Genomic DNA, 22,538 nt, shown 5'->3' on the forward strand with positions numbered 1-22,538 from the left:
GGCAAGATACGATGAACACAATGATCAAACACCACCCCGACGACAACCTGCTGACCGAGTTCAGCGCCGGCACCCTGGCATTCGGCCAGTCCATTGCTGTGAGCGCCCATCTGCATTACTGCAGCCGCTGCCGGGCCCGGGTTGCCAGCCTGAACACCCTGGGCGCCGACTTGCTGCAACACGGCGAACCGGAAGCTGTCAGCGATTCGCTGTTGGCGTCGGTGATGGACCAGCTGGATCAAAGCCCAACACCGGCACCAGCACCCAAAGCACCGGCACCGGCGCAAAAGCCCCGGGTACTCGAAAAGATTCTGTCGGCCAGTGGCCCGGAGAAATGGGAATTCCTGACGCCATCGCTGCACATGGCCCGTCTGAAAACCGGGCAGCAGGAATTCGAAGTCTCGCTGCACCGCATCAAAGCCGGTGGCAGTGTGGCCGAACACGACCACAAAGGCACCGAGATTACACTGGTGCTGGAAGGCAGCTTTTCTGACGAAGCCGGTATTTACAATGAGGGTGATTTCCTGCTGCGTGAAGCCGGTCAGGTACATCGTCCGCTGGCCAGCCGGGATGCTCCCTGCATCTGCTTATCAGTGGTGGCAGCGCCGGTAAAAATGACCGGCACGTTTGCCCGCTTGCTCAACCCTTTCCTGAGCTTCCGCCCTCAATAAAGGCATCCATCACAGTACAACTGGCGCGCGCTTGCGCCAGTTGTTTATCCCCCGCCCACACCACGGCGTCCATAAAAATCAATCGACGGGTTTGTTCTGTCACCACCGCTTCAATTTCAAAGTGGCTTAATTCGCTGGTAATAGGCCGGATATAACTGGTGTTGAGCTGGGTCGTCACCGAGGGTGGCGCCACCAGAAAAGACAGCGGCCCGATGGTATTGTCAATGGCGCCTACGATCAGCCCACCCTGCATATAGCCCATAGGATTGGTGAATTCAGGCTTGAACGGAAAGCGCGTGCGCAGGCGCTTGGCATCAGGATCAAAGGCGACAAATTCGCCGCCCATGGTGAGAAAACAGGGTGGTGGCAATTGCAGCGGCGCGCCCGGAAAGCGCGCCTGCAATTGCTGGGTAATTAATTCCGTCGGACTCATGGTTACCTCTCAGTCGAGAGGTGAGCATAGCAGGCTGGTGACAACACCGTACATACTCCGACCGCGCTGAGGGTTTACGGGGGAGTTATCTACCCGCTAAACAAATTCCGGGTGCGCCACCATATCCCAGAAAATCACCATGCCGCCCATCATGCTCACGCCCACCACCAGCGATACCGCCAGTACGGCGCTGGCGAATAGAAATCCGCGCTCTTCCGACAGGTTAAACATGATAGGCAAACCCACGTAGAGCAAATACACCGCGTAACTCACGGCCACCAGCGACAGAAGTACCATCACCCAGATGTGGGGATAAATACCTGCGATGCCGGCCAGAAAAATCGGCGTGGCTACATAGGATGCGAACACATAGCCCTTGAGCGGATCGCTTTTGACGCCGTAAGTGCGCGACATCCAATGAATGAAGTAACCGATGGCGATGACAGCGATCAGTAACGAAAAATAGAAACCGCCCATCATCGACAGCGCACTGTGATCGGCCATACGAATGGCTTCACCGTCGCCGATGCGCCAGCCGAATTCCGTGGTACCCAGATACCAGGCCAAAGCCGGCAACATGGCACACCAGATGGCAAAAGGGCTTAAACGCTTGAGGGATTTGTCTGGCAACGCCTGCAGCGACTGCCATTGTTTACGGGGATGAACTAACAAACCAAAGGCATGGTTCAACATCACTACTTCCTTGCTGTTTCACTGTTGTTTTTATTTAGTGAACCCAAACACGGCTGTAGAGAGCTTCGAGCAATCGATACTGCGCTGTTGATCAAAGCGCCCTGGGATGGGTGCTCGTCCGAACCGGCACGCAGGCCCAGAGTGCGCAATGTGGCTGCAGGCGTCAAGAAAGTGAAGATTAAACAAACAGACTGGCTATTTTTTGTTTCGCAATTACCCAGCGAAGCGAACGCAGTTGCTACTGCAATGCACATTCGCACAATAAATAATCAGCATTCACCGTGGAGTCTGACCCCACGGTGTGCAGTTTCAGTGGTGCCCGGCTGACAATGCCTGCCACAGCGTCCACAGGCCAAATACGATCAACAACAGGCCCGCCGTCAGGCGTGGACCACGGGCGCGGATGATGGCCTGCAGTTCGCTCGCAAACCAGCCACCCAGGAGAACCGCCGGCAAGGTGCCCAGGCCAAAAGCCAGCATTACCAGGCCGCCGCTCAGCGGGCTACCCTGAGCGGCCGCAAACGCCAGGCCGGTGTAGACCAGCCCGCAGGGCAGAAACCCCCACACCAGCCCCAGCGGCAGCGCCTGCCAGTGGTGTTTAAGCGGCAGCAATCGATTACCCAGGGGCTGAAGCCGGCGCCATAACACAGCACCCGCCCGTTCAAGCCAGGTGAGCGCACGCCAGAGATCCGCCAGATACAGACCCATCAACACCAACAGCACGCCCGCCATTAACCGGGGCCAGGTCAGTTGAGTGCCGAACACCGCTTCACCGCCCCAGCCCACCAGTGCACCCATCAGGCTGTAGCTGATCACGCGACCGAGGTTGTAGCACAGCATGCGGGTCAGGCGCGCACTGCGACTGCCCGCAGAAAGCGACAAGGCGCCCACAATCCCGCCGCACATGCCGAGACAATGGCCACCGCCCAGCAGGCCGGCCGCGAACAGCGACAGCAAGGCAAAGCCGAGCTCCATCGATCAGGACTCAGGGGTTTTATCGGTGGATTTTGCCGGGCTCTCATCCTCGTCGAACAGGATGCGGCGGCTTTCGGTATTCAGATCGTCGTATTGCCCGTTTTTGACCGCCCAATAGAGCAGCCGCAAAGCGATGACGAAAAAAATCAGTGCCAGCGGCACCAGCAGATAGAGAATATCCATGGAACTGTCGCGTTGTGTTTGGCGCTATTGTACGTGAATCCTGCGCCCCAGGCGCAATGCGTTAAGCACCACCACCAATGAGCTGGCGCTCATGCCCGCCGCCGCCAGCCAGGGCGGAACCAGACCCGCTGCGGCAAAGGGCAAGGCCAGCAGGTTATAGCCAATGGCCCAGGCCAGGTTCTGGCGGATAATCGCGCGGGTATCCCCCGCCAGCGCAAAGGCATGAGCCAGGGTCATCAGGCGGCCGTTGGTGAGTAAACTGTCGGCGCGGGCCTGCGCCAGTGCGGTGGCGCCGGCCATGGCGACGGACACGTCCGCCCCTGCCAGCACCGGGACATCGTTAATGCCGTCACCCACCATGAGCACCTTCCCGCCTGCAGCCTGCAGCTGCTGCACCCGCGCCAGTTTTTGTTCCGGCAACAAGCCGCCGCAGGCCTCGGCAATTCCCAGCTGCGAAGCCAGCGCCTGCGCGCGTGCGGGGCGGTCGCCCGACAATAAAACCACCGTTTTCCCCAAGGCGTTCAGCTTGGCCACCGCTGCCGCCGCATCCGGGCGCAATTTATCGTCAAAGGCCAACCAGGCCACCGGACCTTGTTCGCTCGCCAGCAATAACCACTGACCTTCATCCGGTGGCGATGGGGGCACAAACCAGCTTTCAAAAAACGCGGGACGGCCAAAACGGTAAGCCTGGCCCTGCCAGTGGCCAGCGACACCCAAGGCAATCTGTTGGGCTACCGCCGTGACGCCCGACGCCGGCACGATACCGGTAAAAGCCCTGGCGAGCGGGTGGGATGAACCCGCCTCCAGTGCGGCACAGAGCCGGGTCACCCGCTCGTCGGTCCAGGCCGGATCCAGTAATCGGATAGCCGCCAGACGCGGCTCGCCCAGCGTCAGGGTCCCGGTCTTGTCGAATACCACGGTATCCACCGTGGCCAGAGCTTCCACCACATGACCCCGGGTTACCAGCAGCCCTTGTTGTCGCAACCACAAATTGGCGCGGGTCAGTGCCACTGGCGTGGCCAGTGATAAGGCGCAGGGACAGGTCACCACCAACACCGACAAGGTAATCCAGAACGCCTGGGCGGCGTCGTACCACCACCAGAATCCCCCCACCAGCGCCGCGATCATCAATAACCGGGCGACAAAGGCGCGCGCCAACCGATCGGCCAGGCTGACCTGTGAAGGCTTGTCTGTTTCGGCGCGATTGACCAACTGCTCGATGGCCGACAGGCGGGTGTTCTGGCCCACGGCACTGACGCTCAATAACAAGGGGCTGTCGGTGTTGATGCTGCCGGCAATCACCTCGTCACCGGGCGCGCAGGCCCTGGGGGCCGATTCACCGGTCAGTAACGCTTCGTTAACCGCCGAGCTGCCGTCGAGGATCCGGCCGTCACACGGCAGCGTTTCGCCCGCGGCCACACGCACCCTATCGCCCACCTGCAAGCGCGCAAGCGGAATCACCTCTTCGCCCGCATCGGTCAATCGCCTTGCTGTCAGGGGCAACCGCAGTGCCGCCAGGCTCAGGCTATTGGCATTCTGGTGCCGCAAGCGCTGTTCCAGAAAGCGCCCCAGTAACAGGAAAAACGTAAACATCGCCACCGACTCGAAATACACCTCTCCGGTGTTCATCACCGTGGCGTATACGCTGGCGCTGAAGGCACCGCCAATGGCAATAGCCACAGGCACATCCATGATCAATTGGCGCTGCTTCAGGCTGTTCCAGGCGGCGGTGAAAAAAGGCCGGGCCGAAAAAAACACCACGGGTAACGCCACCACCAGACTGGTCCAGCGGAAAAACGACTGCCAACGCGATTCCAGATCCTGGTAATCACCCAGATACAAGGCGCCGGCCATCATCATCGCCTGCATCATGGCAAACCCCGCCACTGCCAGGCGCATCAATAGGGTGGTGCGTTCCCGGGCCCAGAGTGCGCGCTGGTTTTCATCGCTGGCCGACATGGGCCGGTAACCGATATGGGCGATGGCGGCCATCAGCACGGACACGGGCACGCCGGTAAACAGGATGCGAGCCCGGTGGGTACTGGCATTGACGCTCACCCGCTGAACGCCGTCGATGGCCGACAGGTGTTTTTCGATCAGCCAGACGCAGGCCGCGCAGGTAATGCCCTCAATCAGTAAATCGGCTCGCTCTGCAGCGCCCTCCGATTGGACAAATTGTTGGCGCAACTCCGGCAGGTCGTAGGCGGCATAATCCGTGGCCACCGCATCGGGCCGGGCTGCCTGTTGCTCACGGTATTGATAAAAATTGGCGAGCCCGCCGGCCACAATGGCCTCGGCCACGGCCTGACAACCGGGGCAACACATCAAGCGGGTTTCCCCGTTGACGGTGACCGGAAACCGCCCCACCGCGGGCAGCGGTTCGCGACAGTGATAGCACTGGTCCGCCATCGATCAGCGTTCCAGCGGCACCATGACCACGGCCTGTTGATCGGAGAAATTGAGTTCCGCTTTCAGGCGCCAACCGGCGCTGGTCCGGTCGGCTTCCGACTCGCCAGCAAATAACTGCAGATAACGGCGATGGGCAAGGCCGGCATCCAGATCCCCGCGGTAACGCCCGGTGGCGGTACGCTTGAGCACAACCACCTGATCGAGATCTGCCTCGGTGGGGTGTTGCAGCAACAATACCAGCGATTCGGGATCATCCTCGCCGGTCAGATTCAACCAGGCCTCGAAGGTTTCCATATCAAAGCTGATGTCTGCCTGCATATTGAGCGCCCGCGCCTGCATATCCTGTTCAAGGCGTTCGTTATACATGCGGCCTTCACGCGAATAATTGTCCACCACCACATCATCGGCCATCTTGATGGAAACGGAGATAAACGCCGTCATCACGATCACGATAGTGATCAGCGGTGTGAGCAGAAACCAGGCCCAGGGCTGACGATACCAGGGCTTGGGTGATTGAGAGTCTTGTTGCATGACAGTATCCAAATAAAAAGCCCCTGTATGATACAGGGGCCTTAGCCATAAAACACAGGCCCGGCGGTTATTGGCTGGGACCGATAAAACTGGTTTCCACCGTCACGTTCAGTTCCGGTTTATCCTGTGCTTCCACATAAAAGGTCACCTTGTTCTGGGAACTGGTGAGTTCATCGCGCGGCACCGAAACCCGCACAGGGAAACTCAGCAACTCGCCTTGCTCGATCAGGGCGGGGCGATAACCGCCGAGCGAATAGGTGTGATCACCGGTGACCGTGACGTTATAGATCTGATCTTCCGGGTCGAGGTTCAGAATTTTCAGTGTGTACACATTCTGAATATCGTCACCCACCACCCGGTACATGTTGGCACCACGGTCGCGCAGAACATCCACTTTCAAAGGCACCCGGCTGCTGACTGTGTAAGCAAAGACACTAATCATTGCCACCATGGCCAATGCATAACCCAACAGGCGTGGGCGGAACACGTGGGTGGTACCGTTCTTGATGGCGTCTTCCGTGGTAAAGCGGATCAACCCCCGCTCATAACCCATTTTGTCCATCACGCTGTTACACGCATCCACACACAGCCCGCAATCGATACACTCGTATTGCACGCCGTCGCGAATATCGATATCCACCGGACACACCTGCACACACCAGGAACAATCGATGCAGTCGCCCTTGCCTTCAGCTTTGTAATCCTCTTTGGGTTTACGCGGGCCACGGGTTTCACCGCGTTTGAAATCGTAGAATACCGTGAGCGTATCCTGGTCGTACATGACCGACTGGAAGCGCGCGTAGGGACACATGTATTTGCACACTTGCTCGCGCAAATAACCGGCATTCATGTAGGTGCCGACAGCAAAAAACAGCACCCAGAAAGCCGCTATTGGATTGGCATCCAAGGTGACCAGGCCGGTGATCAGTTCACGGATGGGCGTGAAATAGCCAATAAAGGTAATGCCGGTGATCAGGGCGATGGTCACCCACATGAAATGCTTGCCGAATTTTTTGCTGAACTTGCGCAAACTCATGGGCTCTTTATCGAGCTTCATGCGGGCGTTGCGATCGCCCTCAAAAAAATGCTCGGCCCAGATGTACATCATGGTCCACACGGTTTGCGGGCAGGTAAAGCCACACCACACGCGCCCCACCATGACGGTAACGGTAAACAGGCCAAAGGCGGCGATGATCAACAACCAGGACAACAACATGGCATCCTGCGGACCAAACGTCAGCCACAAAATATGAAACTGCCGCTCGGGCAAATCAAATAACATGGCCGGCCGACCATCAATGACAAACCAGGGCATCAGCAGGTAACCGGCAATTAACGGAATACCGGTATAGCGACGCAGGCTCTGGAAAAAGCCGGAAATTTTCCGAGTGTAGATACGACCGGAAGACTGATAAATATCGACGTAGCGGATTTTTTCTTCTTGTTGGTCCGCAGTACGCTGTTCGTTTGAAGATTGCTCGGACATGCAACTGCTCTTACGTACTGACTGAGAAATGACCCTGAAAAGCCAGGGGGTTTACCACGAGAAAAACGAAAAGGGCAGCCTGAGCTGCCCTTTTAACCGGTTACTGCGCGTCGTTCTGATCGAGCGACAGGCTGTACACATAGGCGGCCAACAAATGAATCTTGTCGGAACGCAACTGGTCTTTCTGCGCAGGCATTACGTTGGCACGCCCCTCGCGCACCGAGTGGCGAATGCCTTTACGGGTACCGTCATAAAGCCAGATATCATCGGTCAGGTTAGGCGCGCCCAACATCTGATTGCCTTTACCGTCGGCGCCATGACAGGCTACGCAATTGGCGGCAAATACTTTCGCACCGGCTTCTGCCAGCGCGGCATCGTGCTCCTGACCGGAGATTTTCAATACGTACTCGGCACTGGACTGCACACCGGCTTCACCAATGACCGGCCCCCATGGCGGCATGTTGCCCGCGCGGCCATTGATCAGGGTTTCCTTGATTTTTTCCGGTGTGCCACCGTACAGCCAATCACCGTCAATCAAGCTCGGGAAGCCGTAGCTGCCGCCGCCGTCCGCGCCGTGACAAATGGCGCAGTTATTGGCGAACAAACGCATGCCCATTTTCATCGCCTTGGGCTCGTTCACCAGATCCTCAATGGACATCTGCTCGTACTTACCGAAGGTCTCAGCAAAGGTTTTCTGGGCTTTTTTCTGTTCCACTTCCAATTGCTTGTGGGACGTCCAGGTATTGCCTTCATACAGCGGGTGGAAGCCTTTCCAGGCCCCCAGACCGGGGTACATGATCAGATAGACGATGGCAAATAGAATGGTTGCCACAAACATCTGGAACCACCACTTGGGCAGCGGGTTATCGTATTCCTCAATACCGTCATATACGTGACCGGTGGTTTTGTTTTCCGGTTCATCTTCGTCGCTGACCGCCACTTTGCGGTTGGCAAACAGTACCCAGGTCACCAGCACCAGGCATGTGACAGTCAGTACAATGATCCACAGGCTCCAAAAAGTACTCATAATTTTTCCTGCCTTTCTTCATCGTTGTTTTCGGGATGAAGTTGTTGGGGTGTTTTGCTTGGCTCGTCCTCGGCGAAAGGCAGGTTAGCTGCCTCTTCAAACCGCTTGCGGCGGCTGGGCGCAAAGGCCCACCAACAGACGCCGATAAAGGCCAGAGTGACCAGCACGGTGCCTAGCGAACGCAAATCGTTGATATCCATCATCAGCGCTTCTGTTGAACCAGGGTGCCGAGCTGCTGCAGGTAAACCACCAATGCATCCACTTCACTCACACCTTTCACAGCAGCCTCTGCACCAGCGATATCTTCGTCGGTATAGGGCACGCCCACTTTGCGCAAGGCCGCCATTTTCTTGCCGGTGTCCTTGCCGTCGAGCACGTTATCAAACAGCCAGGGGAACGCCGGCATGTTGGATTCAGGCACAACGTTGCGCGGGTTGTACAGGTGCGCCTTTTGCCAGGCGTCTGAGTAACGTCCGCCTACACGCGCCAGATCGGGACCGGTGCGCTTGGAACCCCACAGGAACGGGTGCTCATAGACTGATTCGCCGGCCAGCGAGTAGTGACCGTAGCGCTCCACTTCGGCGCGCAGTGGACGGATCATCTGAGTGTGGCACACGTGACAACCTTCACGGATATAAATGTCACGCCCTTCCAGAGCGACTGCACCCAGCGGCTTCAGACCTTCCACCGGCGTCGTGGTTTCCTTCAGGAAAAACTGCGGCACGATTTCAACCAGTGAACCAAAACTGATGGCCACGATGGTGAGTACGGCCATCAGGCCGATGTTCTTTTCTACAATGTCATGATTCTTCATGGATTATTCCCTCAGGCCGCGGCCGCTTGTGGCGCAGCGTCGGCTGACTTTTCGTCAGCGATGGTGCGGTAGGCGTTGTAGGCCATGATCAGCATGCCAGCCAGGAAGAAAGCACCGCCCACAACACGTACGAAGTAACCGGGGTAGCTGGCTTCAACGGATTCAACAAAGCTGTAGGTCAGGGTGCCGTCGGCGTTGAATGCACGCCACATCAGGCCCTGCATGATGCCGTTCACCCACATGGAGGCGATGTACAACACGGTACCGATAGTCGCCAGCCAGAAGTGGGTGTTGATCAGCGGTACGCTGTACATCTCTTCTTTGTTGAACAGCTTGGGGATCAGGTGGTAGATGGCGCCGATAGAAATCATTGCGACCCAGCCCAGCGCACCGGAGTGCACGTGACCCACAGTCCAGTCGGTATTGTGCGACAGGGCGTTCACGGTCTTGATCGACATCATCGGGCCTTCGAAAGTAGACATACCGTAGAAGGACAGCGAGACCACCAGGAATCGCAAGGTCGGGTCGGTACGCAGCTTATGCCAGGCGCCGGACAGCGTCATGATACCGTTGATCATACCGCCCCATGACGGCGCCAACAGGATCAGTGACATGACCATGCCCAGACTCTGGGCCCAGTCGGGCAGCGCTGAGTAGTGCAGGTGGTGACCACCGGCCCAGATATAAAGTGCAATCAGCGCCCAGAAATGCACGATGGACAACTGGTAGGAGTACACCGGACGACCCGCTTGCTTGGGCACGAAGTAATACATCATGCCGAGGAAGCCCGCGGTCAGGAAGAAGCCCACCGCGTTATGGCCGTACCACCACTGGACCATGGCATCCATCACGCCGGCATAGGCGGAGTAGGACTTGGTCATGGACACGGGAATCGCCGCCGAGTTCACCAGGTGCAGGACGGCGACGGTGAGAATAAAGCCGCCGTAGAACCAGTTGGCCACATAAATGTGTTCGGTTTTACGCTTGACGATAGTGCCGAAGAACACGATGGCATAGGACACCCATACCAGCGTAATCAGGATATCGATGGGCCACTCCAGCTCGGCGTATTCCTTGGCGGAAGTAATACCCAGAGGCAGTGTAATGGCTGCGAGTACAATCACCAGCTGCCAACCCCAGAACGTAAACGGGATCAGCCAGCCGCCCCACAGTTTGGCCTGACAAGTCCGCTGCACAACATAGTAGGAAGTGGCGAACAAGGCACAACCACCAAAGGCGAAAATCACCGCGTTGGTGTGCAGGGGACGCAAACGGCCGAAGTGGCTGTAGGGTTGCAGGATATCGTTCAGTTCTGGCCATACCAGCTGTGCCGCAATCAGCACACCCACAGCCATACCTACGATGCCCCACACAATGGTCATGACGGCGAATTGACGCACGACCTTATAGTTATAGGCTGGGTGTTCCCCAGCAGCTGCGTGACTGCTCATAGTAGTTTCCCAATGTCTCAGAGCTTAAAAAATCGTCTTCGCCAGACTTCCTGCGTACCTCAAGACCGGTCCCCTAGGAACAGAGCTCCCTCTAAAGTAGTACGACAGGTTGCACCGCTGGCATTGTAGGGTTTCAACATGACGGGATATTGATGTGAATCAAGGGATACCCCGTCCGGTTTATATAACCGGATAAAACCCAGAGTTTAGGTCATAAAGGCCTGTTTCGCGCAGGCGATCTACCCACAAAGGCGTATTCCTTGGAATACGCCATGACGGGCAGATCAGGACAATTTACGGCCTTTGCCCGCCGCGATGCGCATGCGCAACGCGTTGAGCTTGATGAAGCCTTCGGCGTCCTTCTGGTTGTAGGCACCGGCATCGTCCTCAAAAGTGGCGATCTTGTCGTCGAAGAGGCTGTCCTCGGAGCGACGGCCGGCAATGGACACATTGCCCTTGTAGAGCTTGACCCGCACATCGCCGTTCACCACCGTCTGGGAGTCATCGATGGCCTTTTGCAGCATCTGCCGCTCAGGGCTCCACCAGTAACCGTTGTAAATCATCTCGGCGTAGCGCGGCATCAGCGCATCTTTCAGGTGCGCCACTTCGCGGTCGAGAGTGAGCGACTCGATGGCGCGGTGCGCCTTGAGCAGGATGGTGCCGCCGGGGGTTTCGTAGCAACCGCGGGACTTCATGCCCACATAGCGGTTTTCCACGATATCCAAGCGACCAATACCATTGGCGCCGCCCACCTTGTTCAGGTGCTCCAGCACGGTCGCCGGCGTCATGGCCTTGCCATCGATGGCCACCACGTCACCTTTTTCGTAGGTCAGGGTCACGTAAGTGGGTGTGTCCGGTGCCGCTTCCGGTGATACCGACCAACGCCACATACCCTCTTCCGCCTCGGCCCATGGATCTTCCAGAATGCCGCCCTCGTAGGAAATGTGCAGCAGGTTAGCGTCCATGGAGTAAGGCGACTTGGTTTTCTGCTTGGCGAAATCCACCGGAATATTGTGTTCTTCGCAGTAGGCCATCAGCTTTTCGCGGGAGTTCAGATCCCACTCGCGCCAGGGTGCAATGACCTTGATACCGGGCTTGAGTGCGTAGGCACCCAGCTCGAAGCGCACCTGGTCGTTGCCTTTGCCGGTCGCACCATGGGAGATGGCATCGGCACCGGTTTCGTTGGCAATTTCTACCAGACGCTTGGCGATCAGCGGGCGGGCAATGGAGGTGCCCAGCAGGTATTCACCTTCATAAATGGTGTTGGCGCGGAACATGGGAAACACGTAATCGCGCACGAATTCTTCGCGCAGATCTTCGATATAGATTTCTTTGATGCCCATGGCCTGTGCTTTGGCGCGCGCGGGCTCCACTTCTTCACCCTGACCGATGTCGGCGGTAAACGTCACCACCTCACACTGGTAGGTTTCTTGTAGCCACTTAGCAATAACCGATGTATCAAGCCCGCCTGAGTAAGCGAGTACTACCTTTTTGAGGGACGCCATAGAAAACTCCGTTCGCTTGCCGCGCTGTCCCGGGTCGCATTGCGCTCACCCGGCCTGTAAAAATCGGGGGCGAATTGTATAACCAATCGTTATAGATTCACAGGGCGTCTAGCAGACTAATTGCGGATAGGACGTTATTCTGCGGCGGCAACCGTCTGATCCTCGCGCTTGTCGACCCTGACGGTGACGCGCCGGTTTTGCGCCCGGCCCACGCGCGATTGATTGGACGCAACCGGATAGCGCTCACCGTGCCAGCGCACAGTAATCATGTCGGCCGGCACCCCCAGGTTGCGCAAAAACGCTGCCACTGATTCTGCCCGCCGCTTGGACAGTTCAAGATTTTCGTCCCGCAGCCCCTTGCTATCGGTGTGACCATCAATGAACAGATGGCCGATTTGCGGATCGGCCAGCACATAGGTGGCAATGTGGCGCAATTTGCGATTTTCCGCCGGAGGGAAATCATCGCCGGACGACGGGAAGTAAACGGCGGACCGGGCGATCTGATCGTAATTGACCGGCAGCAATGAGCCCAGACACTGAAGATACTGGCCATAGGCGGCCTGAAAGTTAACCGGCGACAAGGCAATGCGGGATGACTCACTGGCGCCGTACCAAGGGTAGCGAGTGAACACCAACTCACGCCCACCATGGAGCTCGGTCAATGCCCGATTTGACAGCTTGTTATCCAAGCCCACGGGGCGCTCGCCGCGGGTCACCGGAATAAGGCCAAGGTTGATATCGGCACCATCCGGGCGCCACACGGGTGCGCGCGCCACCAGTCGTGCCTTGCCGGATTCCAGCCGGGGGGTATAAGGCAGCAGCTCCAGCGTGAGCGGCTCACCCGCCCGACGGTAAAACCGGGCGTTACCGTAGTAGGGCACCGGCTGATTCATTTCACAGGCAAAAATGGAACTGCTCACCTGCCACTCGCTCTTATCCATGGGCGCCGCATATTCAGTGGCCCGGGCAGGCCCAACGGCCAGCACTACCAATACCGACGGCAGCCAGAATAATGTGCGTGTAAGCAAGCGGTACATGGGGTCTGATTCCACCAAAGCCAGAGAACCTACCCGGGTTATCGACCCGGTTGCCGCTGGCTTGAGTCGAAATCGGGCGCTATTTTAGGTAGGATGCGCGGCCTGAAACGGCATCCACTGGCTAAAAGGTAGCAGCTCCCATGGCTCAGACTCTGACAATCACCCGCCCCGACGACTGGCACATTCACCTGCGCGACGGCGACCAGTTGGCCACCACGGTGCCCGATGCCGCTCGCTACTTTGCCCGCGCCATCATTATGCCGAACCTTGTGCCACCAGTGATGAACGCGGAGCAAGCACTCGCTTACAAAAGCCGGATCATGGCCAACCGCCCGGCCGGAAGCCAGTTTGAGCCGCTGATGGTGCTCTATCTCACCGACAACACCAGCGCTGATGATATCCGCACGGCGCGCGCCGCGGGCGTTGTGGCCGCCAAGCTCTATCCGGCTGGCGCCACCACTAACTCGGCCTCGGGCGTGACCGACATCACCCGCCTCTACCCGGTACTGGAAGTGATGGCTGAGGTGGGTATGTTGCTGTTGGTACACGGCGAAGTGACCGACAGCAGCATCGATATTTTCGACCGGGAAAAAGCCTTCATTGACCGCACCTTGCTGCCCCTGCGCGCCGCCATGCCCAGCCTCAAAATTGTGCTGGAGCACATTACCACGGCCGATGCGGCACAGTTTGTCACCGGCGCCTGCGACAACACAGCCGCCACCATCACCGCCCATCACCTGCTGTACAACCGCAACCACATGCTCGCCGGTGGCATCCGCCCGCACTACTACTGCCTGCCCATTCTCAAGCGCAGCAGCCATCAGGAAGCCCTGATCGCCGCCGCCACCAGCGGCAGTGCGCGGTTTTTTCTGGGCACCGATTCGGCGCCGCACGCCAAAGAAAAGAAGGAAGCCGCCTGCGGTTGCGCCGGTAGCTATACTGCCTATGCCGCCATCGAACTCTATGCAGAAGCCTTTGAAGCGGCGGGTGCGTTAGACAAGCTGGAGGGCTTTGCCAGCCATTTCGGACCGGACTTTTATGGTTTGGCCCGCAATACTGATACCATCACCCTGGAAAAGGCCGACTGGCAGGTGCCCGACACCATTGCCATGGCCGGCACCCAACTGGTTCCGCTGCGTGCGGGCGAAACACTGACCTGGCGCGTCGCGCGCTGATTGCAGAAGGCACCCCTGGTTTGAACCCAGCTGAACCTGTATCCAATCCGAAATCCTTACTGGCACGTCGTTTCCGGGGGTTTTTACCCGTGGTGGTGGACGTGGAAACCGGCGGCTTCAATGCCGACACCGACGCCCTGCTGGAAATTGCCGCCGTCACCCTGCGCATGGATGAAAACGGCATCCTGCACAGGGACCAGACCTTCGATTACCACGTGGACCCTTTCGAGGGTGCCAATATTGAACAATCGGCGCTGGATTTTACCGGCATCGACATCGACAACCGCGAAGCGATTCCGGAACTGATGGCGATTCCGGAACTGTTCAAATCCATCCGCCGGGCGGTGAAGGACAACGGCTGCACCCGCGCCGTGGTGGTGGGCCACAACGCCCACTTTGATCTGGGTTTCGTCAACGCCGCCGCCAACCGCTGCGATGCCAAGCGCAATCCGTTTCACCCTTTTTCCTGCTTTGATACCGCCACCCTCAGCGGCCTGGCCTTTGGCCACACGGTGCTGGCCAAAACCTGCCAGCTGGCGGGTATCGAGTTTTCCAACAGCGCCGCCCACTCGGCCGCCTATGACGCGGAAAAAACCGCCGACCTGTTCTGCATGATCGTCAATCGCTGGCAGGAACTGGGGGGATGGGAGTTTCCGGAAGGCATTGAGGATTAGTGGGGTCAGACGCCCCCATCCGTGGCGGTCATAAAAAAGGGCAGCTTGCGCTGCCCTTGACACCCTGGACCTTGTTTTCAGGTCTTCGTATTAATCTTTGTCCAACCGCAAACAGAACCAGTAGAAGCAGTGGGTTTCATGCTCTTCTTCGGGCATGATCTCCTGGCTGTCCAGGATGCCGTCGCCGTTGGCATCGATACTGGAAAACTGACCCAGAAAGCTGCTGTATTCCGCTTCGGTGACTTCGCCGTTCTTGTCCTGGTCCAGCTTGTTGAAGCGGGCTTTGAGCAGCATGTTGCGGCGGGCCGCATCCACCTGCTCGTATTCATCAAAACTCACGCCGCCCGAGGTGTTCAGATCCATCAGGCGGAATATATCCAGCTTTTTGGCGGTGATCTCTTCCTGGGAGATTACCGTATCTCCGTTCAGGTCGTACTTGGCCAGTAACCAGTTATTGCCGCTGGCACTGCTGTCTGCCTGGGCCAGCGCCCCAACGCTCGCCAGGCACAATGCTGCTGTTAGCTTAAACACGTTCATACTACACCCGCTAATTGTTGTTGGTTTTAGTCGGGCACTCCGTTGCGGGCGGCACACGAGCCGTTCCTTTAGCTCGATAGTATTAAGAAGCCCACCACATTACCGAAGAACGGGTCACAAAACAGTACTAGCGTTATACGAATTGGAAATATGAGACGCAAATCCCATTTCAGCGGGTTTTATCGGCCGGTGTACCAGCGCACTTCCCGCGCATGCTTGTCCACCTGATCCACCACATCCAGCACCAGGGCAAACAACGCCATGCGCACCAGAATCCCGTTGTCGGTCTGCCGGAAGATGGCGAGATTGGGATTGGCGTTCAGGTCATTGTCCAGCTCGTTGGCCTCGGCGCGGGAATCCCGGGGCAAGGGGTGCATGATCACGGTGTTGGGCTCGCAGAACTCGGTATAGATACTCTGGTTCAGCCTGAACCGGCCGCGGTAGAGGTCGGCCTCCTGCTTGCTGGCGAAACGCTCCTCCTGAATCCGGGTGGAATAAGCGATGTCCACCTTACTGATACTCGCCGTCAACTCATCGGTAATGCTGACCTGATGCCCCGCAGCCCGCAGCAAATCCACCAGATATTCGGGCATGGCCAGCTCCACCGGCGACACCAGTGTCACCTGTACGTTTTTATACAGCGCCAGCAAGCGGCACAGCGAGTGCACCGTGCGGCCGTATTTCAGGTCGCCGATCATGGCGATACGCAAGCCATCCAGGCCCTTGCCCTTGGCGGCCATTTCTTTGCGGATGGTATAGAGGTCGAGCAGCGCCTGGGTGGGGTGCTCGTTGGAACCGTCGCCACCATTGATCACCGGCACCCGGCTGGCCTCGGCAAATTCGGCCACCGAACCATTCTGCGGGTGGCGCATACAGATCACGTCGGAATAACCCGAGAGCACCCGGGCCGTATCGTACAGGGATTCCCCTTTGGCAATGGCCGATGACTCAAAGCCGGTGGTTTCACGCACTTCACCGCCCAACAGATTGAACGCGCAACCAAAACTCACCCGGGTGCGGGTGCTGGGTTCAAAAAACATATTGCCCAGAATCGCCCCCTCAAGAACGCGGGTCACCCGCCGACGACTGGCATAAGGCTCCATGGCATCAGCCACGCGGAACACGTGTTCGATATCGGATTGTTCGAACTGATCGATGGACAGAATATGGCTACCGGTAAAATCCACGTTGACCTCAGGCTTTCAGGATGCAGGAAAAGAGCCGATATTTTAGCGGTCACCCTCTAAAGTGGCTACGCTTAGAATGCTTCATCAACACGAAACTTAAGGAGACCCGGTGGTCAGTCACAACCCGGAAACACTGGTTAAATATTGTTCAGTCGCAACCGCCAAGCAGATTCTGGGCAGCCAGACCCTGCGCTGGAGTGCGCCCAACCTGTTCAACGACCCGTTCGAACTCAATCACCGCACCGGCCTGACCTTTGACCCCCAATCCATCCTGACTGCCGCCATCCAGACCGCCACCGGCATGCTGTTTGCGAAAGATGAACCGCGCGGCACCTCGCCCCTGACCGTGGTCATCCGCCGCTGGCGGGACGAAGAGCGGTTCCAGTCGCCTGAAGAGGCGCACGATGTACTGAAAGAATTGCTGTCCCAAATGGTCGACAACCGACTGCAGGCCCTGGACAAGCTCATGGCCGACTGGCGTAAATTCTGTCGCACCCTGCGCATTTGCAGTTTCACCGCCAAGCCCGACAATCTGGCCGCCTGGACGCATTTTGCCGACAACAACCGCGGTGTCGCGATTCGCCTGCAGTGTGGCGAGTTCACTTCCCTGCCCCACCCGAAACAAGTGGCCTACCGGCCCACGCGCCCGGAAATCACCTCGCTGAAAGAACAACTGGACGTGGTACTCACCAATCAGGCGTTTCACGCCGAAGAGTACTTTTTCGATAAGTTCACCAGTAAATCACTGCATTTTGCAGCCGAAACCGAATGGCGCTGCTTTCGCCAGGTGGCCGATGAAGTCGGGCCCGACGCCAAACCGGAAGCGGACTGGTTCGACGACGTGAAGTTCGAACGCTCGGACATTACGGCGGTGTATTTCGGTGCCTTCGCCGACGCCCAGTCCATGCGCGAGATTTATGCGCTGCTGAAGGAAAAATACCCGCAAGCCAAAGTGTTTCAGGCTAAAGCCGCCGCCAGCAAATACGAAATCGAGTTCAATCGCATTACCAGCTAGCCGCCTGCCACGCATGGGTCAGAGCAGGCCATCGCCCCAGGCCTCCAGCGCATCCAGTAGCGCGCGCCTATCTGCATATGCCGGGTCATCGCGCAGTTGGGCCAGGCGCTCGAAATAATCCTCCATGACAATCGATGCGCCCGCGTCAGGATTGGTCAGGCGTTCGTAGCGCCACTCCTCCCAGGCCAGTTGCTCGTCTGGCGTCAGGGTTTCCGGGAAGTGGCGCGCGCGGTAGCGGCTGAGCAGCTTGCTCAGGCGACGATCATCAAAGTGGATGGACGCCAACTGGTGCGGTTCAACGGTGTGAACACGGGCCATGGCATTTTTATCCTGGTCGGGAATAAACCCACCATAGAGTTGCTGCTCCGGGTCGTTCGGTTCGGCAAAACCCGATTCGCCATACACTTTCGCCAACTTGGCCTGCAGTGCCACCGCATCGGCCGTTGCCAGCTGTTTCCAATGCTGGCGCGCTGTCGCCATATCCAATTGCAGCCGCTGCTCCAACGCCGGCGTCAACACGCTGACCGGTGACAGCATGGGCGACTTGTTCAGGTGCACCAATTTAAGGGCGATTGAGTCCAGCCCCTGAGCGGCCAACACATCCCCTGCTGTATACAGGCGCTCGCGCACTGTCTCGGCATCCAGCGTTAATAATGCCGACGGATCAACACTCAGGTCGTACACGATCACCGCATTTTTATTGGTGGGGTGAGTGGCCAACGGCATGACCAGAGCGGTGCAGCCACGGGCGGCCGGAAAGCGGGACGACGTATGCAGCACGGGCGTGCGCTTGACCCAATCGAACATCTGACCCGCATGGCGCTTATCGCGCAGCGCGAAAGCATAGTCGTAGAGTTTGGGTTGGCGTGCGCGGATCAGTCGGGCCAAATCGATGGTGGCATACACATCCGACAAGGCATCGTGGGCATTGGCGTGCTCAAAGCCATTGGCAGCCGACAGGTGCTCCAGTTTGAAACTGGGGCTGCCATCTTCACGCAGCGGCCACTCAATGCCGTCCGGGCGCAAGGCATAAGTCATACGCGCCAAATCAATCAGATCCCAACGGCTGTTGCCGTCGGCCCATTCGGTGCGGTAGGGGTCGTAAAAGTTCCGGTACAGACCGTAACGGGTGACCTCGCCGTCAAAGCGCAAGCTGTTGTACCCCACCGCACAGGTGCCAGGCACAGCAAATTCGGCGTGAATGCGCGCCATGAATGCCGGCTCCGGCAATCCTTCGGCCAGCGCTTTCTGCGGCGTGATCCCGGTTATCAGGCAGGCCTCGGGTTGGGGCAGTAAATCCGCAGTGGGTTTGGCGTAGATCATCAGCGGCTCACCGATGATATTGAGCGCCTCATCGGTACGCACACCGGCAAATTGTGCCGGTTTGTCTTTGGCGGGTGTGGCACCCCAGGTTTCGTAGTCGTGCCAATAGAGGCTGGTCATAGGCGGATCCTTGGTTTCCCAAGACCCATCATACCCAGATGTGTGAATTGCCCCAAAAAATTTTCATCATCATCGAACAAGCCGCACCCTTATCCGAGTGCAATGTGCTTCGGTACGCCCATAAAAAATCCCGGCCGAAGCCGGGATCAAGTCGGGCGACAATTCTGTCACTAAGAGGCGATCAGAAAAAGTTGTAGCTGGCCTGCAATACCCAGGTACGGCCGTCATAGTGCACAGCGCGCGGCTGGAACTCGGTGGCCTGGTATTCTTCATACAGGGCTTCGTTCAGGTTGTAGCCCTTCAGCGTCAGGCGGAAGTTGTCAGTCACCTTGTAGTAGGCCGACAAATCCACACGACCAGCCGCTTTCACGTTCTTATTACCTTCGCCGTTAAAGGTACCAACACTTTCCAACTCATAATCGGAACGGTAGTTGTACGCCAGACGGATGCCGAAAGGCCCCTGCTCGTAGTAACCAATCACGTTATAGGTGTGATCGGAAATGCCGGGAATGTACAGATCCGGATCAGAGGAATCCTGCTTGGTGTTGGAGTAGTTCAGCACGCCGCCGAAGCCATTCCAGGGGTAAGGCAGGAAGCTCAGGTCTTGCTGCAGTGACAATTCAAAACCGGATACGGTGATGTTTTCGTCGCTGTTCAGCAGCTTGCTGGCATTCACTATGTCACCGGCCATGATGTAATCGGGATCGATAGCATCGTAGGCATCCTGGCCGTCGGTCACACAGTTATCACCCACCACCGACAGGCTACCTACATTCAGGCCGTAGCCGGCGAGTGTTTCGGTATCACAAGTACCCACATCGGTGAAGAAATTATCGATATCTTTAGTAAACGCGGCAAAAGTAATGGCACTGCCCTCGCGGTTGTACCATTCAACGGAAACATCCAGCCCCTTGGCCGTGAACGGATCCACATCAGCACCTGGCAGGCCTACGTTAACTTCACCGGGCCGGGTGACGACGGTTGAGGAAGGTGTTGCGGCCCGCACATTAGGACGAGACATGGTTTCGCTGTAAGCAAAGCGTACCTTCACGTCGTCGGTAACGTCCATCGCCAGGTTGAGACTGGGCAGCACATAGGTGTAGTCATTCTTGACGCTGCGCTGCTCTGGGTTATTGATATCGGTGGCACCGAAAGCCCAGAAAGGCGCAGACGCATCCTGCTCTGAACTCACATAGCGAACGCCCACGTTACCGGTAACCACTTTACCACCCACTTCAAAGTCCAGGTCACCCATCAGATACAGCGCATTGGTGTTGAGCTCAACGTCATACACAAGCCCCGCACTCTGCTGACCGCCGCGAGCGACCAAACCAGTGGCGGGAACAATAACGGGTTGCTCCCCAGTCACCGCATCGGGATTCACCGTGCCGATGGTTTGAATGGCCGCTGCATTCACTGCATCCACATCCAGAGCAAACCAGCCCTGACCCGCACCCGCAATGCCCGCGACGTTACCACCGAAGAAATTACCCTGTGATGCATAAGCGGGATTGCCTTTGGCGGCGTTGTTGATAATGCCGGTCAAATCCAGACCGGTGGGCGAGTTACGCAGACGATCCGAGTCCTGCTTATCAGAGGAGTAACGGTAGCCAAATTGCACATTCGCCAACACTGGCATATCCAGTTCACGCTCGAAGTTCACTTCGAAACTGTTGGTATCACGCTTCAACTCTTCATAAGTACCGGTTACCAGTGTACGGATCTGGCTATTGTCCAGACTCTGCACTTCACCCGAACTGGTCAAGGTATCTTTCACCTGCCAATTGGTGTCCAGGTTCAGGTTATCCGTGTCGTTAAGTTCAACAACAAAGTTTTCAACATTGTTTTCACCGGTATACAAACGGCCATTAATGCCGCTGCTGCCAGCGCGGAAGTATGGTGTGTAAAACAATTCGCTCCAGTTATTCTCCGCCGAAGAAATGTTGATCAGACCATCCACGGTCCACTTGTCGCTGACCCATTCGGCGTCCAACAATACTGCTTGGGACTGTTCATAGGTATCCCAGATGCGTGAAGTGTTGCGGTAATCCACATCGTCAAACAGGATGTCGGAAACAGTCCATACCGGATCGCCATTGTCGTTCACACTACCCGTATCAAACGGCGTGGAGTTGGGAGTAATTTTGGTGCCGCCGCTACGGGTACGCAGGTCGAGTTCTTGCTGACCATTGTCATCCATATCGCGTTCGGTATAGAAAATATTGGCACCCAGTTTCAATGCATCGGTGGCTTGCCATTCGATGCCACCGGCAAATGAAGTGCGCTGACCTTCATTGATCTCCGAACCCTGACGCAATTCGCCGGGCATTTTTACCACCGCGTTATCGGGAATGCCGTTATCCGCTTTCCAGGTGGCAAAATCTTCACCGTTAGCGCCCACAAAGTTTCCGTTAGTGGGAATGTTGTCATAACGGTTAATTTTGATGGTGTCGCGACGGAAAGTCTGCTGACTGGTTGCCAGAGTGGCAGTCACGGCCAACGTGTCTTCGATAATGTGCTTGGAACCAGAGATGACAATTTCCGGATCAATGGTGTCGGCCAGCTGTTCGGACCGGCCACCCACGCTCAGGCTCAAGGCGTTCACGGGTTTGTCCAGCGCACGGGCAATCTGCAGATCAACTACGCCCGCAATGCCACCCTCCTGCATATCGGCAGATTGGGTTTTGACTACGTAGGTGCCATTGAAAATTGCCGGGTCATAGGCGCCAAAGGGATTGGGGGCACCGAAGGCTTTATCGCTGCGGCTGGGCGTCGCAAAGGCCTGGCCATTGGCGGTGGTCAGCACGAAACCGGAAGGCATACCGCGCAAGTTGATGCTGGACTCGCGGCGCTCGCCTTCGCGGTTGAGCTGCACGCCCACCACCGCTTGCAGGGCTTCGCCCATATCCAATGCGGGCAGCGTGCCGATATCGTCTGCCGAGATGCCGTCCACAATGGTAGCCGAATCGCGCTTGGCGTCGAGGGCGTTTTCCAGGTTGCGTTTGAATTCGGCGGTGACCACCACCTCTTCCAGCACGGCGCTTTCGGCCGTGGTCTGCTGAGCCAGCACTGCTGGCGAGGCGGCCAGCGCGATGACGCTACTAAGCACGGTTTTGGTAAAAACGGTGCGGGTTTGATTTTTCATGCTCAAGTCCCCTTATGGTTCTTATTTGGTGTCTCTCGGATTCTGACCACCCACTGCCTGTCAGACATCGTCGAATACGTGATTGACGATGATTCACATGGTTCACCAATTATGACTTACTGTCAAGTGGCCTTACCAGTTTTAAGG

Annotated in this window: 21 protein-coding genes; 4 read left to right on the top strand and 17 right to left on the bottom strand. The window is 57.4% G+C overall.

The window, feature by feature from the left end:
• Nucleotides 1–11 precede the first annotated feature (11 nt).
• Nucleotides 12–671 (top strand): ChrR family anti-sigma-E factor, encoded by a 660-nt coding sequence (locus M5M_RS07795; RefSeq protein WP_015046946.1) that lies wholly within the window; start codon nucleotides 12–14, stop codon nucleotides 669–671.
• Here M5M_RS07795 and M5M_RS07800 read toward each other — a convergent pair.
• From M5M_RS07800 to M5M_RS07860, 13 genes are all read right to left on the bottom strand, one after another.
• Complete coding sequence (locus tag M5M_RS07800; RefSeq protein ID WP_015046947.1) at nucleotides 640–1,104, bottom strand: PaaI family thioesterase; 465 nt, start codon at nucleotides 1,102–1,104, stop codon at nucleotides 640–642. The two genes, M5M_RS07795 and M5M_RS07800, sit on opposite strands and share 32 nt — an antisense overlap.
• 96 nt (nucleotides 1,105–1,200) lie before the next feature.
• The gene (locus M5M_RS07805) at nucleotides 1,201–1,797 is read right to left on the bottom strand and encodes a Yip1 family protein (protein ID WP_015046948.1); all 597 of its coding nucleotides are present in this window, start codon (nucleotides 1,795–1,797) and stop codon (nucleotides 1,201–1,203) included.
• Nucleotides 1,798–2,106: 309 nt separating this feature from the next.
• Nucleotides 2,107–2,772 carry a sulfite exporter TauE/SafE family protein gene (locus M5M_RS07810; RefSeq protein WP_015046949.1) on the bottom strand — a complete coding sequence of 222 codons (666 nt, stop codon included), beginning with the start codon at nucleotides 2,770–2,772 and terminating at the stop codon, nucleotides 2,107–2,109.
• A gap of 3 nt (nucleotides 2,773–2,775) precedes the next feature.
• On the bottom strand, nucleotides 2,776–2,955 hold the full coding sequence (ccoS, locus tag M5M_RS07815; RefSeq protein WP_015046950.1) for a cbb3-type cytochrome oxidase assembly protein CcoS: 180 nt from the start codon (nucleotides 2,953–2,955) through the stop codon (nucleotides 2,776–2,778).
• A gap of 24 nt (nucleotides 2,956–2,979) precedes the next feature.
• Nucleotides 2,980–5,364 carry a heavy metal translocating P-type ATPase gene (locus M5M_RS07820; protein WP_015046951.1) on the bottom strand — a complete coding sequence of 795 codons (2,385 nt, stop codon included), beginning with the start codon at nucleotides 5,362–5,364 and terminating at the stop codon, nucleotides 2,980–2,982.
• Nucleotides 5,365–5,367: 3 nt separating this feature from the next.
• A complete protein-coding gene (locus M5M_RS07825; RefSeq protein WP_015046952.1) occupies nucleotides 5,368–5,895 on the bottom strand; it encodes a FixH family protein in 528 nt (175 codons plus the stop codon).
• 67 nt (nucleotides 5,896–5,962) lie between these two features.
• On the bottom strand, nucleotides 5,963–7,381 hold the full coding sequence (gene ccoG, locus M5M_RS07830) for a cytochrome c oxidase accessory protein CcoG (RefSeq protein WP_015046953.1): 1,419 nt from the start codon (nucleotides 7,379–7,381) through the stop codon (nucleotides 5,963–5,965).
• 100 nt (nucleotides 7,382–7,481) lie between these two features.
• Nucleotides 7,482–8,408, bottom strand: coding sequence for a cytochrome-c oxidase, cbb3-type subunit III (ccoP, locus tag M5M_RS07835; protein WP_015046954.1), 927 nt, complete (start codon nucleotides 8,406–8,408; stop codon nucleotides 7,482–7,484).
• Nucleotides 8,405–8,608 (bottom strand): CcoQ/FixQ family Cbb3-type cytochrome c oxidase assembly chaperone, encoded by a 204-nt coding sequence (locus M5M_RS07840; protein ID WP_024330205.1) that lies wholly within the window; start codon nucleotides 8,606–8,608, stop codon nucleotides 8,405–8,407. The genes ccoP and M5M_RS07840 overlap by 4 nt, the downstream gene beginning before the upstream one ends.
• A 2-nt stretch (nucleotides 8,609–8,610) precedes the next feature.
• Complete coding sequence (gene ccoO / locus M5M_RS07845; protein WP_015046956.1) at nucleotides 8,611–9,222, bottom strand: cytochrome-c oxidase, cbb3-type subunit II; 612 nt, start codon at nucleotides 9,220–9,222, stop codon at nucleotides 8,611–8,613.
• An 11-nt stretch (nucleotides 9,223–9,233) separates the two neighbouring features.
• A complete protein-coding gene (gene ccoN / locus M5M_RS07850; protein ID WP_015046957.1) occupies nucleotides 9,234–10,673 on the bottom strand; it encodes a cytochrome-c oxidase, cbb3-type subunit I in 1,440 nt (479 codons plus the stop codon).
• A gap of 284 nt (nucleotides 10,674–10,957) precedes the next feature.
• Nucleotides 10,958–12,178 (bottom strand): argininosuccinate synthase, encoded by a 1,221-nt coding sequence (locus tag M5M_RS07855; protein WP_015046958.1) that lies wholly within the window; start codon nucleotides 12,176–12,178, stop codon nucleotides 10,958–10,960.
• Nucleotides 12,179–12,312: 134 nt separating this feature from the next.
• A complete protein-coding gene (locus tag M5M_RS07860; RefSeq protein ID WP_015046959.1) occupies nucleotides 12,313–13,215 on the bottom strand; it encodes a flagellar protein MotY in 903 nt (300 codons plus the stop codon).
• A gap of 140 nt (nucleotides 13,216–13,355) precedes the next feature.
• Here M5M_RS07860 and pyrC point away from each other — a divergent pair, with 140 nt between their 5' ends.
• Together pyrC and rnt are read left to right on the top strand one after the other, a co-directional pair.
• Nucleotides 13,356–14,390: a dihydroorotase gene (gene pyrC / locus M5M_RS07865; RefSeq protein WP_015046960.1), complete on the top strand. Its 1,035-nt coding sequence runs from the start codon at nucleotides 13,356–13,358 to the stop codon at nucleotides 14,388–14,390.
• Between the two features lie 20 nt (nucleotides 14,391–14,410).
• The gene (gene rnt, locus M5M_RS07870; protein WP_015046961.1) at nucleotides 14,411–15,064 is read left to right on the top strand and encodes a ribonuclease T; all 654 of its coding nucleotides are present in this window, start codon (nucleotides 14,411–14,413) and stop codon (nucleotides 15,062–15,064) included.
• A 90-nt stretch (nucleotides 15,065–15,154) separates the two neighbouring features.
• Here rnt and M5M_RS07875 read toward each other — a convergent pair whose 3' ends face one another.
• Together M5M_RS07875 and M5M_RS07880 are read right to left on the bottom strand one after the other, a co-directional pair.
• Nucleotides 15,155–15,601, bottom strand: coding sequence for an EF-hand domain-containing protein (locus tag M5M_RS07875; RefSeq protein ID WP_015046962.1), 447 nt, complete (start codon nucleotides 15,599–15,601; stop codon nucleotides 15,155–15,157).
• 179 nt (nucleotides 15,602–15,780) lie between these two features.
• Nucleotides 15,781–16,788: an aspartate carbamoyltransferase gene (locus M5M_RS07880; RefSeq protein ID WP_015046963.1), complete on the bottom strand. Its 1,008-nt coding sequence runs from the start codon at nucleotides 16,786–16,788 to the stop codon at nucleotides 15,781–15,783.
• Between the two features lie 109 nt (nucleotides 16,789–16,897).
• Between M5M_RS07880 and M5M_RS07885 the strand changes: the two genes are divergently transcribed.
• The gene (locus M5M_RS07885) at nucleotides 16,898–17,803 is read left to right on the top strand and encodes a DUF2971 domain-containing protein (RefSeq protein ID WP_015046964.1); all 906 of its coding nucleotides are present in this window, start codon (nucleotides 16,898–16,900) and stop codon (nucleotides 17,801–17,803) included.
• Nucleotides 17,804–17,821: 18 nt separating this feature from the next.
• On the opposite strand, the gene sbcB is transcribed toward M5M_RS07885, so the two are convergent.
• Both sbcB and M5M_RS07895 read right to left on the bottom strand, forming a co-directional pair.
• Complete coding sequence (gene sbcB / locus M5M_RS07890) at nucleotides 17,822–19,246, bottom strand: exodeoxyribonuclease I (protein WP_015046965.1); 1,425 nt, start codon at nucleotides 19,244–19,246, stop codon at nucleotides 17,822–17,824.
• Nucleotides 19,247–19,427: 181 nt separating this feature from the next.
• A complete protein-coding gene (locus M5M_RS07895) occupies nucleotides 19,428–22,391 on the bottom strand; it encodes a TonB-dependent receptor (RefSeq protein ID WP_015046966.1) in 2,964 nt (987 codons plus the stop codon).
• Between the last annotated feature and the right edge of the window lie 147 nt (nucleotides 22,392–22,538).

This window comes from Simiduia agarivorans SA1 = DSM 21679, from assembly GCF_000305785.2.
In the GTDB taxonomy this organism is placed as follows: domain Bacteria; phylum Pseudomonadota; class Gammaproteobacteria; order Pseudomonadales; family Cellvibrionaceae; genus Simiduia; species Simiduia agarivorans.

What these genes read in the sequence shown, in the direction of transcription:
- M5M_RS07795 (WP_015046946.1), top strand. Translation starts at nt 12, where the DNA reads ATGAACACAATGATCAAACACCACCCCGACGACAACCTGCTGACCGAG.
- M5M_RS07800 (WP_015046947.1), bottom strand. Translation starts at nt 1,104, where the DNA reads ATGAGTCCGACGGAATTAATTACCCAGCAATTGCAGGCGCGCTTTCCG.
- M5M_RS07805 (WP_015046948.1), bottom strand. Translation starts at nt 1,797, where the DNA reads ATGTTGAACCATGCCTTTGGTTTGTTAGTTCATCCCCGTAAACAATGG.
- M5M_RS07810 (WP_015046949.1), bottom strand. Translation starts at nt 2,772, where the DNA reads ATGGAGCTCGGCTTTGCCTTGCTGTCGCTGTTCGCGGCCGGCCTGCTG.
- ccoS (WP_015046950.1), bottom strand. Translation starts at nt 2,955, where the DNA reads ATGGATATTCTCTATCTGCTGGTGCCGCTGGCACTGATTTTTTTCGTC.
- M5M_RS07820 (WP_015046951.1), bottom strand. Translation starts at nt 5,364, where the DNA reads ATGGCGGACCAGTGCTATCACTGTCGCGAACCGCTGCCCGCGGTGGGG.
- M5M_RS07825 (WP_015046952.1), bottom strand. Translation starts at nt 5,895, where the DNA reads ATGCAACAAGACTCTCAATCACCCAAGCCCTGGTATCGTCAGCCCTGG.
- ccoG (WP_015046953.1), bottom strand. Translation starts at nt 7,381, where the DNA reads ATGTCCGAGCAATCTTCAAACGAACAGCGTACTGCGGACCAACAAGAA.
- ccoP (WP_015046954.1), bottom strand. Translation starts at nt 8,408, where the DNA reads ATGAGTACTTTTTGGAGCCTGTGGATCATTGTACTGACTGTCACATGC.
- M5M_RS07840 (WP_024330205.1), bottom strand. Translation starts at nt 8,608, where the DNA reads ATGGATATCAACGATTTGCGTTCGCTAGGCACCGTGCTGGTCACTCTG.
- ccoO (WP_015046956.1), bottom strand. Translation starts at nt 9,222, where the DNA reads ATGAAGAATCATGACATTGTAGAAAAGAACATCGGCCTGATGGCCGTA.
- ccoN (WP_015046957.1), bottom strand. Translation starts at nt 10,673, where the DNA reads ATGAGCAGTCACGCAGCTGCTGGGGAACACCCAGCCTATAACTATAAG.
- M5M_RS07855 (WP_015046958.1), bottom strand. Translation starts at nt 12,178, where the DNA reads ATGGCGTCCCTCAAAAAGGTAGTACTCGCTTACTCAGGCGGGCTTGAT.
- M5M_RS07860 (WP_015046959.1), bottom strand. Translation starts at nt 13,215, where the DNA reads ATGTACCGCTTGCTTACACGCACATTATTCTGGCTGCCGTCGGTATTG.
- pyrC (WP_015046960.1), top strand. Translation starts at nt 13,356, where the DNA reads ATGGCTCAGACTCTGACAATCACCCGCCCCGACGACTGGCACATTCAC.
- M5M_RS07875 (WP_015046962.1), bottom strand. Translation starts at nt 15,601, where the DNA reads ATGAACGTGTTTAAGCTAACAGCAGCATTGTGCCTGGCGAGCGTTGGG.
- sbcB (WP_015046965.1), bottom strand. Translation starts at nt 19,246, where the DNA reads ATGACCAGCCTCTATTGGCACGACTACGAAACCTGGGGTGCCACACCC.
- M5M_RS07895 (WP_015046966.1), bottom strand. Translation starts at nt 22,391, where the DNA reads ATGAAAAATCAAACCCGCACCGTTTTTACCAAAACCGTGCTTAGTAGC.